General features: G+C 56.6%; 13 protein-coding genes. 3 read left to right on the top strand and 10 right to left on the bottom strand.

Annotation, left to right across the window (positions count from 1 at the left end):
* The 4 genes from KGP17_RS05290 to KGP17_RS05275 are packed head-to-tail and all read right to left on the bottom strand — an operon-like array spanning position 1 to position 4,001.
* Positions 1-630 (bottom strand): NADH:ubiquinone reductase (Na(+)-transporting) subunit D, encoded by a 630-nt coding sequence (locus KGP17_RS05290; protein ID WP_021181926.1) that lies wholly within the window; start codon positions 628-630, stop codon positions 1-3.
* Positions 623-1,417 (bottom strand): Na(+)-translocating NADH-quinone reductase subunit C, encoded by a 795-nt coding sequence (locus KGP17_RS05285; RefSeq protein WP_223498971.1) that lies wholly within the window; start codon positions 1,415-1,417, stop codon positions 623-625. The genes KGP17_RS05290 and KGP17_RS05285 overlap by 8 nt, the downstream gene beginning before the upstream one ends.
* Entirely contained in the window at positions 1,407-2,648 is a 1,242-nt protein-coding gene (locus KGP17_RS05280; RefSeq protein WP_021181928.1) for an NADH:ubiquinone reductase (Na(+)-transporting) subunit B, read from the bottom strand. The genes KGP17_RS05285 and KGP17_RS05280 overlap by 11 nt, the downstream gene beginning before the upstream one ends.
* Positions 2,649-2,651: 3 nt before the next feature.
* Positions 2,652-4,001 carry a Na(+)-translocating NADH-quinone reductase subunit A gene (locus tag KGP17_RS05275; protein WP_223498970.1) on the bottom strand — a complete coding sequence of 450 codons (1,350 nt, stop codon included), beginning with the start codon at positions 3,999-4,001 and terminating at the stop codon, positions 2,652-2,654.
* Between the two features lie 546 nt (positions 4,002-4,547).
* On the opposite strand from KGP17_RS05275, the gene dpaA reads away from it, so the two are divergent.
* The gene (gene dpaA, locus KGP17_RS05270) at positions 4,548-5,318 is read left to right on the top strand and encodes a peptidoglycan meso-diaminopimelic acid protein amidase (protein WP_021805598.1); all 771 of its coding nucleotides are present in this window, start codon (positions 4,548-4,550) and stop codon (positions 5,316-5,318) included.
* On the opposite strand, the gene KGP17_RS05265 is transcribed toward dpaA, so the two are convergent.
* Both KGP17_RS05265 and lpcA read right to left on the bottom strand, forming a co-directional pair.
* A complete protein-coding gene (locus KGP17_RS05265; RefSeq protein ID WP_024483642.1) occupies positions 5,256-6,056 on the bottom strand; it encodes a class II glutamine amidotransferase in 801 nt (266 codons plus the stop codon). The two genes, dpaA and KGP17_RS05265, sit on opposite strands and share 63 nt — an antisense overlap.
* Positions 6,057-6,140: 84 nt before the next feature.
* Positions 6,141-6,722: a D-sedoheptulose 7-phosphate isomerase gene (gene lpcA / locus KGP17_RS05260; protein WP_021181931.1), complete on the bottom strand. Its 582-nt coding sequence runs from the start codon at positions 6,720-6,722 to the stop codon at positions 6,141-6,143.
* Between the two features lie 256 nt (positions 6,723-6,978).
* On the opposite strand from lpcA, the gene fadE reads away from it, so the two are divergent.
* Positions 6,979-9,435 carry an acyl-CoA dehydrogenase FadE gene (fadE, locus tag KGP17_RS05255; RefSeq protein WP_037375284.1) on the top strand — a complete coding sequence of 819 codons (2,457 nt, stop codon included), beginning with the start codon at positions 6,979-6,981 and terminating at the stop codon, positions 9,433-9,435.
* Positions 9,436-9,510: 75 nt separating this feature from the next.
* On the opposite strand, the gene mtnK is transcribed toward fadE, so the two are convergent.
* Complete coding sequence (gene mtnK / locus KGP17_RS05250; protein ID WP_021805600.1) at positions 9,511-10,710, bottom strand: S-methyl-5-thioribose kinase; 1,200 nt, start codon at positions 10,708-10,710, stop codon at positions 9,511-9,513.
* Positions 10,711-10,853: 143 nt separating this feature from the next.
* Here mtnK and mtnA point away from each other — a divergent pair, with 143 nt between their 5' ends.
* On the top strand, positions 10,854-11,882 hold the full coding sequence (gene mtnA, locus KGP17_RS05245; RefSeq protein ID WP_059199925.1) for an S-methyl-5-thioribose-1-phosphate isomerase: 1,029 nt from the start codon (positions 10,854-10,856) through the stop codon (positions 11,880-11,882).
* An 11-nt stretch (positions 11,883-11,893) separates the two neighbouring features.
* On the opposite strand, the gene KGP17_RS05240 is transcribed toward mtnA, so the two are convergent.
* From KGP17_RS05240 to KGP17_RS05230, 3 genes are read right to left on the bottom strand one after another with little or no spacing between them, the layout of a single operon-like run.
* On the bottom strand, positions 11,894-12,436 hold the full coding sequence (locus tag KGP17_RS05240; RefSeq protein WP_223498969.1) for an acireductone dioxygenase: 543 nt from the start codon (positions 12,434-12,436) through the stop codon (positions 11,894-11,896).
* Entirely contained in the window at positions 12,436-13,122 is a 687-nt protein-coding gene (mtnC, locus tag KGP17_RS05235) for an acireductone synthase (protein WP_166734229.1), read from the bottom strand. Before mtnC ends, KGP17_RS05240 begins: the two co-directional genes overlap by 1 nt.
* The gene (locus KGP17_RS05230; RefSeq protein ID WP_021805604.1) at positions 13,119-13,733 is read right to left on the bottom strand and encodes a methylthioribulose 1-phosphate dehydratase; all 615 of its coding nucleotides are present in this window, start codon (positions 13,731-13,733) and stop codon (positions 13,119-13,121) included. Before KGP17_RS05230 ends, mtnC begins: the two co-directional genes overlap by 4 nt.
* Positions 13,734-13,808: the final 75 nt, after the last annotated feature.

Genomic DNA, 13,808 nt, shown 5'->3' with positions numbered 1-13,808 from the left:
TTACTCCTTTTCTATCTGCGCTGGCTTGAGGGAACGCAGTCCCCAAATCAGCAGGCCGATGATAAAGAACGCACTCGGCGCCAGCAGGAACAGGCCGTTGGGCTGATACCAGCCGCCGTTCTGCACCGTTTCCAACACCGTAATGCCAAACAGCTTGCCCGAGCCGACCAACTCGCGCAGGAAGCCCACCAGGATCAGGATCACGCCATAGCCCAGCCCGTTGCCGATACCGTCCATAAAGCTCTCAATCGGTGGCGACTTCATGGCGTACGCCTCGGCGCGGCCCATCACGATACAGTTGGTGATGATCAGCCCGACGAACACCGAAAGCTGTTTGGAGATTTCAAACGCATAGGCACGCAGCAACTGATCGACCACGATCACCAGCGAGGCGATGATCGTCATCTGCACGATGATGCGCACGCTGTTGGGGATATGGTGGCGGATCAGCGAAATAAAGAAGCTGGAAAACGCGGTGACCAGGGTGACCGCAATCGTCATCACCACCGCCGTTTCCAGCTTGGTGGTCACCGCCAGCGCCGAACAGACGCCAAGCACCTGCAGCGCGATCGGGTTATTGTCAAACAGCGGCCCCAGCAGGACCCGTTTAACCTCTTTGGAATCAGCCATTTTTCAGCGCTCCTTCACGAACTTTCTGCAGGAATGGGCCAAAGCCGTGCTCGCCCAACCAGAAATCAAACGTATGCTGTACGCCGTTAGCGGTCAGCGTCGCGCCGGACAGGCCATCCACACCGTGGATATCCCCTTGCCGCGCTCCGCCCTTCACAATGCGGATTGCCGGGTTGCCGTTGTCATCAAACAGCTGCTTGCCAATCCACTGTGCACGCCAGTTGGCGTTCTGGATCTCGCCGCCCAGCCCCGGGGTTTCACCATGCTGATAGAAACTCAGCCCGCGCACCGTATTGCCATCAGCATCCAGCGCGACAAAGGCGTACATCATCGACCATAGGCCAGTGCCGTAAACCGGCAACACAATCTTGTCCACCGCTCCGCTTTCGTCGCGCACCAGGTAGATTTCCGCCTGATTGCTACGGCGGCGGATACCGGCCAGATCCTGCTCGGCGGTCAACGCCCGACTCTTGGCATCGCTGCGTAGCGCGGCGGCCAGATCGAAGGTGCCCGCATCGCCAGGCACAAACTCACCGCTGTCCAGATCCAGCAAACGCGGTTCGATGCGCTTGCTAAAGGTGGCTTTCACCTGTTCGCCAGTCATCCCCGGTTGCAGTAAACCGGCTACGTCCAGGATATTGCGCTGCTTATCCAGCAACCGCTGTTCCTGCTGTCTGGATTGCAACCCAACGGCGGAACCCGCGACCACCACAGAACACACCAGACACAGCAGCAGCACTACCAGCAGCGTTTTGCCAATGCTGTCATTTTTAGATTCATTCGCCACGTGCTTTTCTCCGCTTGATGTTGGCCTGCACCACCAGGTAATCGAACAGCGGTGCGAACAGGTTGGCGAACAGGATCGCCAGCATCATGCCTTCCGGATAGGCCGGGTTGACCACCCGTATCAGCACGCACATCACGCCGATCAGGATGCCGTACCACCACTTCCCTTTGTTGGTAAACGAGGCGGAAACCGGGTCGGTAGCCATAAACACCATACCGAAGGCAAAGCCGCCCAGAACCAGATGCCAGTACCAAGGCATGGCAAACATCGGGTTGGTGGTTGAGCCAATGGCATTGAACAGATACGCCGTGGCGATCATGCCAATCATCACGCCAGCCACGATGCGCCAGGAAGCGACACGGCCAAACAGGATAATCGCCCCACCGATCAGGATCATCAGGGTTGAGACTTCCCCGATCGAACCAGGGATGTTACCGATAAAGGCGTCCATCCAACTGATGGATTGTCCGGTGGTGACGTTGGTCAGGCTGTGAGCTCCGCCAGCGCTCCATTGCGCCAACGGTGTCGCACCGGAAAAGCCGTCTGCCGCGGTCCACACCAGATCGCCAGAAATCTGCGCCGGATAGGCAAAGAACAGGAAGGCACGCCCCGCTAAAGCCGGGTTGAGGAAGTTACGCCCGGTGCCGCCAAAGATCTCCTTGGCGACTACCACACCAAAGCTGATGCCCAGCGCGGCCTGCCATAACGGCAGGGTTGGCGGCACAATCAGGGCAAACAGAATGGAGGTGACGAAGAAGCCTTCGTTGATCTCATGTTTGCGTACCATCGCAAACACCACTTCCCAGAAGCCGCCCACCAGGAATACCACGGCGTAGATTGGCACGAAGTAGGTCGCACCGAGCACCATCTTGCTGATCCAGCCCGCATCCGCGCCGAGCGTTGCCCCAAGCATCTGCGCCAACCGGTAATGCCAGTCCCCCGCCAGCACCTGTTGCAGCTGATCGCCACTGTACAGATGGTGCAATGCAGGAATGGTCTGCTGGCCCACGTTATACATGCCCCAGAACATGGCCGGGAACACCGCCAGCCACACCAGGATCATCATGCGTTTCAGATCGATGGCATCACGTACGTGCGAAGCCCCGCGCGTTACCGTGCCGGGGGTGTAGAACACCGTCGCCGTTGCTTCAAACAGCGGGTACCACTTTTCCAGCTTGCCGCCCGGCGTGAAGTGATGCTCAATCTTGTCAAAAAAATTCTTCAGGCCCATCGGTTATCCTTCCTGCTCAATCTTGGTCAGCACTTCGCGCAGCACCGGGCCATATTCATACTTGCCGGGGCAAACGAAGGTACACAACGCCAGATCTTCTTCATCCAGCTCCAGACAGCCCAGCGCCTGGGCACTGTCCGTATCGCCCGCCAGCAGATCGCGCAGCAGATGCGTCGGCAGAATATCCAGCGGCATCACCCGCTCATAATTGCCGATCGGCACCATCGAACGCTCACCGCCGTTGGTGGTGGTGGAGAAAGCGAACAGCTTGTGCTTGAGGAAATGGCCCAGCGTGGTACGAGTGATGGAGAACTTGTCCGATGCCGGAGCAATCCAGCCGAACAGCTCTTTCTCCCGGCCTTCCAGCAACACCGAAACCTGGTTGTGGAAACGGCCAAGCCAGGCACTCGGGCCGCTGGCATGGAAGCCGCTCAGCACCGAGCCGGAAATCACCCGGTTCTCACCGGCCTTCAGGCGGCCCGCCGTCAGTTGATCCAGGCTAGCCCCTAAACGGGTGCGCAGCAGCACCGGCTGTTCCACCTGTGGCCCCGCCAAGGCGACCACGCGCTGGGTATCCAGCTTGCCGGTAGTAAACAGGGTGCCGATGGCGATCACGTCCTGATAACCGATATGCCAAACGGTTTTCTTCAGGCTGACCGGCTCCAGGAAGTGAATATGCGTGCCCACCAACCCCGCAGGGTGCGGGCCAGCAAACTCGTTGTAATCAATCTGCGCGCCGGCAGCCGTATCCAGCCGAGTACCCGCTGCGTGGCAGACGTGCACCTTGCCGTCTGTCAGGCGTGCCAATACCGTCAGCCCGGCATTGAATGCCGCCAATTGCTCGTTGATGATCACCAACGGATCCGCTGCCAGCGGCTGAGTATCGATAGCGCTGACGAAAATAGCGCGCGGTGAAATGCCAGGCCGGGGGGTTCTGCTAAATGGGCGAGTACGCAGTGCGGTCCACAGGCCACTGGCGATCAGATCGCTTTCAACCTGTTGGCGCTCCAGCATCGGCAAATCGGCCTGCTGATAATAGGCCAGTTCCACCTGCTCTTCGCCGCCGTTGTCGATGTCAATCACCACCGATTGCAGCATGCGGCGTTCGCCGCGATTGATAGCGGCGATCTGCCCGCTGGCCGGTGCCGTGAAGAAAACCCCAGGGATCTTCTTATCTTCAAACAGCGCCTGGCCTTTTTTAACACGATCGCCAACCTGTACCAACATGGAGGGGCGCATACCAACATATTCCTGGCCGAGCAGCGCCACTTGCGTGACCGCTGGGCCATCCTGGATCGCCTGCGAAGGGGCCCCAGCTATTGGCAGATCTAACCCTTTTTTTATTTTGATCATAGGATTTTTACGATGTTTTGAATTTTTACACGCCCAACCAACCCAGAGGCAGGCACAAAGCATGCAGGATGATGAGGTGACCCAAGCCCCCTCCGGATGAACACGATGACCTCATGCCCAACTTGAAATATTCACACTGACCGCCGACATCAAGGTCAATGATTAAGCCAATACTGCAAAATGTTAAAACATTGCTATCAACGATGGTGGAATTGTTGCTATTTCACACAATATCCCCGTACTGATCACCGATTAATAACGCTGCAGCATGGGTAAGATATTAACATTTTCGACGGAATTTTTCCGTGCTATCTAGTGACCTGAGTCGAGGAAATGCAATTAAACAGCTGTTATACCTTGACACTACTCGTTAAAAACGTGGGTTCATTTCACTTTTACCGAAGATTGTAGTTTTTTTATACACTTCGCATATTGCTAAAAAACAACACGCTGGTAATCTGACGGGGTTAAATACGACATCTCGTCAGTGGCATGCTGGCTACGTTCTCTACACCAGCAAATAAATATAAGCAGGATAAATTAAGAATGAGCAAAATCGCGCTGTTGTTTGCGATGCTATTTTGTACGCCGCTGATCACGGCGTGCAGCGCCAGTGAGCCAGCCCCGGCTCCCCAGTCCCCTTTGGTTGCACAGCAGTTATTAGGTTCACCGGTCTATATCCAGATATTCAAAGAAGAACGCAAGCTGGAGTTGTACGCCAAGATGGGTAACGAATTCCGTCTGGTGAATAGCTTTCCTATCTGTAACTTCTCCGGAGGGCTTGGTCCGAAGCGCCGTGAAGGGGATTTTAAAAGCCCCGAAGGCTTTTATAGCGTCGACACCCGCCATCTGAAACCAGACAGCAAATATTATCGCGCCATCAATATCGGTTTCCCGAATGATTACGATAAAGCGCAGGGATATTCCGGTGCCTATCTGATGATCCACGGGGAATGCAAATCGATTGGTTGCTACGCGATGACCAACACCTATATGGACGATATCTATCGTTACGTTGAGGCGGCGTTTGCCCATGGGCAAAGCCGGGTGGACATCAGCATTTATCCGTTCCGCATGACCGAACAGAATCTGCAACGCCACCGTTCTTCAACCTACATCAGCTTCTGGCGTCAGTTGAAACCGGGTTATGACTACTTCGTCAAAAACCGTCAGCCGCCGCTGGTTAGCGTAGCCAACGGCCAATATGTGTTGGCACAGCCGGTGATTGGCAGCGGTCAGCCAACGCAGTACGCCTCAACGATTGAGACCAGCAACAACCCGTTCGCCCGCAGCCAGCCGCTCACCGTAGTGAAATAACGCAAACTCGCCTGGTGCAATCTTGTGCCAGGTTTCATTGCCCGTCAGCGGTTGAGTCGCAATGACCGTGACCACGTCATCCGGCGTGGTCTGCCGCTGAAAATCAATCTCTACGTCCTGATCGAGCAAGGTGGCTTTGCCAAACGGTGCTCGCCGGGTGATCCAGTAAAGGTTGGTGGAGCAATAGGCCATCACAAAGCGCCCATCTGACAACAGCATATTAAATACCCCTTTCTCTCTGAGCCGGTCGGCCAATAACGCGATATAGCGAAATACGGCTGGCCAGTTGCTGGGAGTGCGTGGGTATTTCAGTGCCAGCTGGTGTAACAGCCAGCAGAAGGCATATTCACTGTCGGTCTGCCCTACCGGACGGAAGTTGCCGGTCGCCAGTTGGCGATAGCCTTTCAGTTGCCCATTGTGAGCGTAAGTCCAGTTGCGGCCCCACAGCTCACGGGTAAAGGGATGGGTATTTTCCAGCGCCACTTCACCGCGATTAGCCTGGCGGATGTGGGAGACCACGGCACAGGACTTGATCGGGTATTCCTGCACCAGGCGGGCAATAGGTGAATTAAAGCTGGGTTGGGGATCCTTGAATGTGCGACAACCGTTGCCTTCATAGAAGGTAATGCCCCAGCCATCTTTATGTGGCCCGGTTCGGCCACCGCGCTGTACCAGCCCGGTAAAGCTAAAGCAGATGTCGGTTGGTACGTTGGCGCTCATCCCGAGCAGTTCACACATCGATTGCCACCCCTTGAGGACTACTGACATTGGTATAAGGGCGCAGCTTTAAGCCACGCCCTAGATTTAATGCTGATCTCGCTATTAAGCCTTAACCATCTCTTTTTCGATCAACAGGATCAAGATGTGGATCGCTTTAATATGGATTTCCTGGATACGGTCGGCGTAGCCAAAGTGCGGTACGCGGATTTCCACGTCGGCGCTACCGGCCATTTTGCCACCGTCTTTGCCGGTCAGGGTGATCACTTTCATCCCCTTGGCACGGGCTGCTTCAATGGCTTTGATGATGTTGCCAGAGTTGCCGGAGGTGGAGATCCCCAGCAGCACGTCGCCTTCGCGGCCTACGGATTCCACATAGCGGGAAAACACGTATTCATAGCCAAAATCATTGCTGACGCAGGACAGGTGGCTAACGTCAGAAATCGCGATGGCCGGATAGCCCGGGCGATTCTCACGGTAGCGGCCAGTCAGCTCTTCTGCGAAGTGCATCGCATCACAATGCGAGCCACCGTTACCGCAGGAAATCACTTTCCCGCCGGCTTTAAAGGAGTCCGCCAGCAGCACTGCCGCGCGTTGGATAGTATCAATGTTGGCGTCATCGCTGAGGAATTTCGCCAGAGTATCAGCCGCTTCATTCAGTTCACTGCGAATTAAATCGTGGTACATAGAGATCGCCTCAAGTTGTGCGGTGGCATCGTCAATCTTTCGTCTTGCAGTGTAACGGATTGCAGAAAAACCTAGAAGCGTTGCGAAGCAAACAGCGCTAGTGTGAACCGACCCGGCGATTTTTTGACAATTGATGCTGTCAGTTTGTGACTTAAGTTGTAATTAAAGTGTAAATACATTGATAAAAAAATGGGTATGGACTAAAACCATTAGATATACACAACAGGTCAGACCTCTTACTACTTCGGAGCTTCTTATGATGGTTCTTAGTATCGTTGTTCTACTCGCGCTCATTGGTGTGGTGTTTTATCACCGAGTGAACCTGGCTCTCAGCAGTCTGCTGCTGTTGGCCTTTACTGCGGCCATGGGCGCTATCGGCCTCTGGACCTACTGGATGCTGGTACCGCTGGCAATCGTGCTGCTGCCGCTGAACATCGTTTCGCTGCGCCGCTCGCTGCTTTCTGCCCCTGCACTGCGCGCTTTCCGCAAAGTGATGCCGCCAATGTCCACCACGGAAAAAGAAGCCATCGACGCCGGGACCACCTGGTGGGAAGGCGATCTGTTCCGCGGCCAACCGGATTGGAACAAGCTGCACAACTATCCGCAGCCTAAGCTGACGGAAGAAGAGCAAGCCTTTATCGACGGCCCGGTAGAAGAAGCCTGCCGCATGGCCAATGACTTCGAGATCACCCACGAACTGGCCGATCTGCCGCCGGAGCTGTGGGCCTATCTGAAAGAGCACCGCTTCTTTGCGATGATCATCAAGAAAGAGTACGGCGGGCTGGAATTCTCCCCTTATGCTCAGGCCCGCGTCCTGCAAAAACTGGCGGGTGTCTCAGGTATTCTGGCGATCACCGTCGGCGTGCCTAACTCCCTCGGCCCAGGCGAACTGCTACAACATTACGGCACTGAAGAACAGAAAGATCACTATCTGCCAGGCCTGGCGCGCGGCGACGAAATTCCTTGTTTCGCCCTGACCAGCCCAGAAGCAGGTTCCGACGCTGGGGCCATCCCGGACGTAGGCACCGTGTGCATGGGCGAATGGCAAGGCAAGCAGGTGCTGGGCATGCGCCTGACCTGGAACAAACGCTACATTACCCTGGCGCCGATTGCCACCGTACTGGGGCTGGCCTTCAAGCTGCATGACCCAAGCCGCCTGCTGAGCGATAACGAATCCCCCGGGATCACCTGTGCGTTGATCCCAACCAACACCCCAGGGGTAGAGATCGGTAACCGTCACTTCCCGCTCAACGTGCCGTTCCAGAATGGCCCAACCCGCGGCAACGACGTGTTCGTGCCGATCGATTACATCATTGGCGGGCCAAAAATGGCCGGTCAAGGCTGGCGGATGCTGGTTGAATGCCTGTCGGTTGGCCGTGGTATCACACTGCCGTCCAACTCCACCGGCAGCCTGAAATCGGTGGCTTTGGCGACCGGTGCTTACGCCCATATTCGCCGCCAGTTCAAAATCTCTATCGGTAAGATGGAAGGGATTGAAGAACCACTGGCACGTATTGCCGGTAACACCTACGTAATGGATGCAGCCGCCTCGCTGATCACCTATGCGTTGATGCAGGGCGAAAAACCTGCGGTGCTGTCTGCCATCGTGAAATACCATTGTACCCACCGTGGCCAGCAGGCCATCATTGATGCGATGGATATCACCGGAGGTAAAGGCATCATGCTGGGCGAAGCCAACTTCCTGGCCCGTGCCTACCAGGGCGCGCCAATCGCCATCACGGTAGAAGGTGCCAATATCCTGACCCGTACCATGATGATCTTCGGCCAGGGCGCGATCCGCTGCCATCCTTATGTACTGACCGAAATGGCAGCCGCGCAGAACAACGATCTACACAGCTTCGACCAGGCTCTGTTTGGCCACCTCGGCCACGTCGGCAGCAGCAAAATGCGCAGCCTGTGGCTTGGCCTGACCAATGGCCGCACCAGCAGCACGCCAACCAAAGATGCTACACGCCGCTACTATCAGCAGCTCAACCGTCTGAGCGCCAACCTGGCGTTGCTGTCTGACGTTTCCATGGGCGTGCTGGGCGGTAGCCTGAAGCGCCGCGAGCGTATCTCTGCCCGTCTGGGTGACGTGCTGAGCCAGATGTACCTGGCCTCGGCCACGCTGAAACGTTTTGAAGATGAAGGGCGTCAGAAAGAAGATCTGCCATTGGTTCACTGGGGCGTGCAAGACAGCCTGAACCAGGCAGAGCAAGCGCTGGACGATTTGCTGCGCAACTTCCCTAACCGCTTTATCGCCGGGGTGATGCGCCTGGTGGTGTTCCCATTCGGTCGCGTGCATACCGCACCTTCGGATAAGCTGGACCATCAGTTGGCGAAGATTATCCAACAGCCTTCTGCCACCCGTAGCCGCCTTGGCCGTGGCCAATACCTGACGCCAAGCGAGCATAACCCGGTTGGCCTGCTGGAAGCCGCGCTGCTGGACGTGATAGCCGCAGAACCTATCCACCAGCGCCTGTGCAAGCAAGCGGGTAAGAACCTGCCGTTCACCCGTCTGGATCGTCTGGCACAGCGTGCACTGGATGAAGGCAAAATCAGCGCCGACGAAGCCAAGATCCTGGTGAAAGCGGAAGAGAGCCGTCTGCGTTCAATCAACGTCGATGACTTTGCGCCAGACGCGCTGGCGGCGCAACAGCCGGTAAAGCCAGTAAAGCTGGAAAAACGCCAGAAGCAGACTGAAGCCGCATAACCTTCAGCGGCCGTAAATGCCAAAGGGGCGATACCGTTAAGGATCGCCCCTTTTTCATTGCAGATTCAGATTGGCTCAGCCATGTTGGCGGATACGGGCCAGCAAGGCATCGATGTGTTCTATGTGCGGCGCGTTGACGATCAGCGCACGGCCCAGATTGAGGGCGTTGCGCTGACATTCGGCACGCATTTCCACATCGGTGATACTGTCCAGATCGGCCACGTGCGCCAGCCCGATAGTGCGGCGTATCAGCTCCGTACCGCAGTAGCCCACCGCATCCGTCCATACCTGTTGCAGGAACTGCTCGGCATAGCCCGGCAGCGCCAGCGTTGCATCACGACTATGTTGGTGACACAGCGCCAGAAAGCGATCGGCAAAGATCAGCCACAGCTCACGCACATCCTGCAACCGCTGCTCACGCCCAGCCGCCGCATCACGCGGGCCAAACAGCCCAGGTAACCCGCAATAGTTCAGCAGCAGGTTGCCCAATGCAGTGCCAATATCAAAACCGATCGGCCCGTAGAAGCCGAACTCGGCGTCGATCGCCTTCAGCTTGCCTTCCGCGACAAAGATCGAACCGCTGTGAATATCACCGTGCAGCAGCGCTTCGGCCTTGCTCAGGAAACGATGTTTCAGCCCGGCCACCGCCAACTTCAGCGCCGCGTCATTGCGTAGCGCCTGCACCTGCGGCAACAGCGCCTCGTCAAACTGATTACGCTCATGATCCTGGTAAGGATCGCTGAAAAACAGATCTTCGGTGATCTGGCACAGCTCCGGGTTGGTGAAACGGCTGACTTCGGCCTTTTTCAGCTGTGCGGTCTGGTAAAAATCAGAGGTGTGGAACAGCGTTTGCGCCAGGTATTCCGCCAGTTGCCCGGCAGCCAGCGGATAGTAACGCCCCTTCACCAGTTCGCTGCGCCAGATGTGATGGTCAGAGAGATCTTCTTGCACCATCACCGCCAGCTCAGGATCGTGATGCAGCACCTGCACCGTGTGGCGCGGGCACAGCGCCCCGTGGATCAGCAGCGTTTCCGCTTCGATACGCGCCCGATCCAGCGTCAACGGCCAGGATTCCCCCACGCAACGCACGTACGGCAGCGCCTGTTTGACAATCACCCGGCTGACGCCGTCAGCATCACGGATTTTAAACACCAGGTTCAGATTGCCATCGCCGATCTCGTCGGCGCTCACCAGCGCCTGTGGATCGGCCAGTTGACCATATTGGCGCGCGTATTCAACGGCATCGGCAGCAGTAAACGTACGATATTGTGACATCCCCCAACCCCTCTGTTCTTTCCCATAGCGATGATTTTTTTATTTTTAGCCGCAAAAACGTTTGGACGTCTATACATCCGGATGTCATGTTGGCAGAATGGGTTCACAGATGCAATAAGAAACACACAAGGATTTAACCACTGATGCAAGCACTTAACACCACCAGCCTGAGCCTGCAAGACAACCGCCTCCAGATCCTCGACCAGCAAGCTTTGCCGCAGGAAACGTGCTGGCTGCCCTGCGACAGCGTGGACGAATTGGTTGGGCATATCCGCGCCCTGCGGGTGCGTGGCGCACCGTTGATCGGGCTGTCTGCCAGCCTGCTGCTCGCCCTGTTGGCCGAGCGTGGCCTGTCGCAGGCAGAGTTGGAGCAGGCATTACAGACGCTACGCGCCTCACGCCCGACCGCGGTGAACCTGATGAACAATCTGGATCGTATGAAGCAGGCTTTGGCACAACCAGATTGGGTGAGCGCGATGGCCGAAGAGGCGCTACGCCTGGTAGAGGAAGATCGGACCCTGTGCGATCGCATCGCCGATAACGGGGCCGAGTGGGTGAAACCGGGCAGTCGCCTGCTCACCCATTGCAACACCGGGGGACTGGCGACGGCGGGCGTGGGCACGGCGATTGGCGTTCTATTGCGAGCGCATCAGCAAGGCAAGATCGCCCAGGTTTGGGTCGATGAAACTCGTCCGTTGCTGCAAGGGGGCCGCCTTACCGCCTGGGAACTGGGTGAGCTGGGCATTCCTTACCGCTTGATCTGCGATTCCATGGCCGCCAGCCTGATGGCTACGGGCCAGGTCGATGCCGTCTGGGTAGGCGCAGACCGCATTGCGGCCAACGGTGACGTGGCCAATAAAATCGGCACTTACAGCCTGGCGGTGCTGGCCCATTACCACCGTATTCCGTTTTACGTGGCCGCCCCACACACCACGCACGATCCTCATTGCCCGAACGGTGCGGCCATTCCTATCGAACAGCGCGCGGCAGAGGAAGTGACGGGGGTCAGCGGTAGCTTTGGTTCCTGCCAGTGGGCACCGCTCAATGCGCCAACCTACAACCCGGCATTCGATGTCACTCCAGCAGCATTAATCAGCGGCTGGGTGTTGGATAGCGGCGTCATTACGCCAGAGCAGGTTGCCGACGGCATTTTCCAACGCGCATTGGCGTAACCTTTTGCCCCTCAATCTAGCTTTGGATATGCCTTGGCAATCTGGTCGCCGGTGAAATGGGCCACCCAACCTTCCGGATTATCAAATACGCGGATGGCGGTGAAGTTGGGGGCCGAGCCCATATCAAACCAGTGGCGAGTATTGGCTGGCACCGAGATCAGATCGTTTTTCTCGCACAGGATTTGGAAGATTTTGCCTTCGAGATGCAGGCAAAACAGCCCTGCCCCTTCAACAAAGAAGCGCACTTCATCCTCGCCATGAGTATGCTCGGCCAGGAATTTTTCCCGCAGCACTTCACGCTGGGCGTTGTCCGGACGCATGCTGATCACATCCCAGCTCTGGTAGCCCTTTTCCGCCACCAGCCGGTCGATCTCATGCTGATAGGCGGCAATCACCGCTTCTGGCTGTGGGCTCTCGCCCAACTCACGATCGGCCTGCCAGCGCTCAAAACGTACGCCAATCTGCGCCAACTGCTGCTGAATAACCTGTGCATCCTGGCTCTGCCATAACGGCTGCTGCGGCTCTTTATCGCTAAAAATGGTCAATCCACTCATTAGACAAACTCCCCTAACTCGATGTGATCAAAACGGTTAACCTGCCGGTGCTGGCTTTGTGGATCGGCAGCGTCACGGATCAGTTGGCAGGTATGCCAACCTGCCAGCCGCGCCGCGTCCAGTTCCTGATGGATATCGGACAGGAACAACAGTTCAGTTGGCTCCAGGCCAATAGCCTTAGCGATATTCTGATACGACTGGCTTTCACGCTTGGCCCCCACGTGCGTATCAAAGTAACCGCTGAACAGCGGTTGCAGATCGCCCGCATCGCTGTAACCAAACAGCAGCTTTTGCGCTTCAACCGAGCCGGAAGAATAGACGAACAGTTTCAATCCTTGCTGCTGCCAAGCGGCCAGCTGTTCGGCCACCTCCGGGTAGAGATGCCCCTGAAAATCGCCGTTCAGGTAACCGCTGCGCCAGATAATGCCCTGCAAGGCCTTCAGCGCGGTCGATTTGCGATCTTCGTCCATAAAGCGATAAAGGGTGGTAATAAGCCGCTCATTATCGGCGTCCGGCTGCGCAATCTCTGCACGCAATGCCGCAAGCGGAGCCGCAACTTCGGCGTCGTTGGCATGGCTGCGGATAAACTCCCCCAGCCGCTCACGGGCATAGGGGAACAGCACCTGATGCACAAAACGGATATCGCTGGTGGTGCCTTCAATATCGGTGACGATGGCGCGGATCATTTAGCCTCCAGTAAACGGCGTTGCAGTTCGCACTGGAACAGGAATTCCAGCCCTTCAAGGTGGCGGCGCGCTTCCTCCACCTGTTTGCCCCAGCAATACAAGCCGTGGCCGCGCACCAGAAAACCGTACTGCAAGGGCGTTACCTCGGCATATGCGGCAACACGCGCAGCCAGCGCCGGAATATCCTGGTCGTTATCAAAAATGGGGATGCTGACGCTGTCGAGATGGCTCTTCTGCCCGCTAAGGGATTTCTGCATTTCATATCCTTGCAGCACCAGCGCTTCACTTTTCTCCACGCGGGAAAGCACGGTGGCATTGACCGAATGGGTATGCAGGATGGCACCGACGGTGGGATAAAGGCGGTAGATCAACGTGTGCAGGCCGGTTTCCGCCGAAGGCGTACGGCCGCTGGGGACATGGTTGTTTGCCGTTTCCACCAGCAATAAATCCTGTTCGCTCAGGCTGCCCTTGTCTTTGCCGGACTCGGTTACCAGGCAATGTTGGGTATCAAGGCGCAGCGACATATTGCCGCCGGTTGCCGGGCACCAGCCTTTCTCACCGATCCAGTGGCAGGCGGCCAATAGGGCAGATAATTGCGGGTTTTCTGTCATTCCGTCTTGTTTCCTGATGGCTACGGACGTCTAAACGTCTTGATTGCTAAACATTAACATCGTGCTATATTATTC

The sequence above is a fragment of the Serratia sp. JSRIV001 genome (assembly GCF_019968745.1).
Classification (GTDB): domain Bacteria; phylum Pseudomonadota; class Gammaproteobacteria; order Enterobacterales; family Enterobacteriaceae; genus Chania; species Chania fonticola_B.
Note: the sequence above shows the minus strand (reverse complement) of the source record. Positions and strands in the feature narration are given on the sequence as shown.

Coding starts and splice junctions, on each gene's coding strand:
- KGP17_RS05290 (WP_021181926.1), bottom strand. CDS start 630: ATGGCTGATTCCAAAGAGGTTAAACGGGTCCTGCTGGGGCCGCTGTTT.
- KGP17_RS05280 (WP_021181928.1), bottom strand. CDS start 2,648: ATGGGCCTGAAGAATTTTTTTGACAAGATTGAGCATCACTTCACGCCG.
- KGP17_RS05275 (WP_223498970.1), bottom strand. CDS start 4,001: ATGATCAAAATAAAAAAAGGGTTAGATCTGCCAATAGCTGGGGCCCCT.
- dpaA (WP_021805598.1), top strand. CDS start 4,548: ATGAGCAAAATCGCGCTGTTGTTTGCGATGCTATTTTGTACGCCGCTG.
- KGP17_RS05265 (WP_024483642.1), bottom strand. CDS start 6,056: ATGTGTGAACTGCTCGGGATGAGCGCCAACGTACCAACCGACATCTGC.
- lpcA (WP_021181931.1), bottom strand. CDS start 6,722: ATGTACCACGATTTAATTCGCAGTGAACTGAATGAAGCGGCTGATACT.
- fadE (WP_037375284.1), top strand. CDS start 6,979: ATGATGGTTCTTAGTATCGTTGTTCTACTCGCGCTCATTGGTGTGGTG.
- mtnK (WP_021805600.1), bottom strand. CDS start 10,710: ATGTCACAATATCGTACGTTTACTGCTGCCGATGCCGTTGAATACGCG.
- mtnA (WP_059199925.1), top strand. CDS start 10,854: ATGCAAGCACTTAACACCACCAGCCTGAGCCTGCAAGACAACCGCCTC.
- KGP17_RS05240 (WP_223498969.1), bottom strand. CDS start 12,436: ATGAGTGGATTGACCATTTTTAGCGATAAAGAGCCGCAGCAGCCGTTA.
- mtnC (WP_166734229.1), bottom strand. CDS start 13,122: ATGATCCGCGCCATCGTCACCGATATTGAAGGCACCACCAGCGATATC.
- KGP17_RS05230 (WP_021805604.1), bottom strand. CDS start 13,733: ATGACAGAAAACCCGCAATTATCTGCCCTATTGGCCGCCTGCCACTGG.